The organism is Vibrio sp. 2132-1, assembly GCF_033344315.1.
The window spans coordinates 1-500 of sequence record NZ_JAWPON010000929.1 but is presented as its reverse complement, the minus strand read 5'-3'; the positions used below and the strand labels follow the sequence as shown (position 1 = coordinate 500).

The window sequence follows — 500 nt, the reverse complement described above, 5'->3', positions numbered from 1 at the left end:
CGCCTGCAAGCTCACCACACATACCAGTCCACTTACCTTCAGCGTGAGAAGCGTCGATAACTTGCTTGATCACGGTTAGTACAGCTGGTGATAGTGGGTTGTAAAGATGAGAGATCATCTCGTTACCACGGTCTACCGCTAGAGTGTACTGAGTAAGGTCGTTTGTACCGATAGAGAAGAAAGATACTTCCTTCGCTAGGTGGTGTGCGATCGCTGCTGCTGCAGGTGTTTCAACCATAACACCGATTTCGATGTTTTCGTCGAATGCAAGACCTTCAGCACGTAGCTCTGCTTTGTACTCTTCGATTGCGTTCTTAAGCTCGCGGATTTCTTCAACAGAGATGATCATTGGGAACATGATACGTAGCTTACCGTGTGCAGACGCACGTAGGATGCCACGTAGTTGATCACGAAGGATTTCACGACGATCCAAGCTGATACGTACTGCACGCCAACCTAGGAACGGGTTCATCTCTTGAGGTAGATCCATGTATGGTAGA

At 48.2% G+C, this 500-nt stretch carries 1 protein-coding gene; it reads right to left on the bottom strand.

Annotated elements, in window-relative coordinates:
* The coding region (locus R8N47_RS28780; RefSeq protein WP_318186555.1) for a putative PEP-binding protein at positions 1-500 on the bottom strand (500 nt) is incomplete at both ends.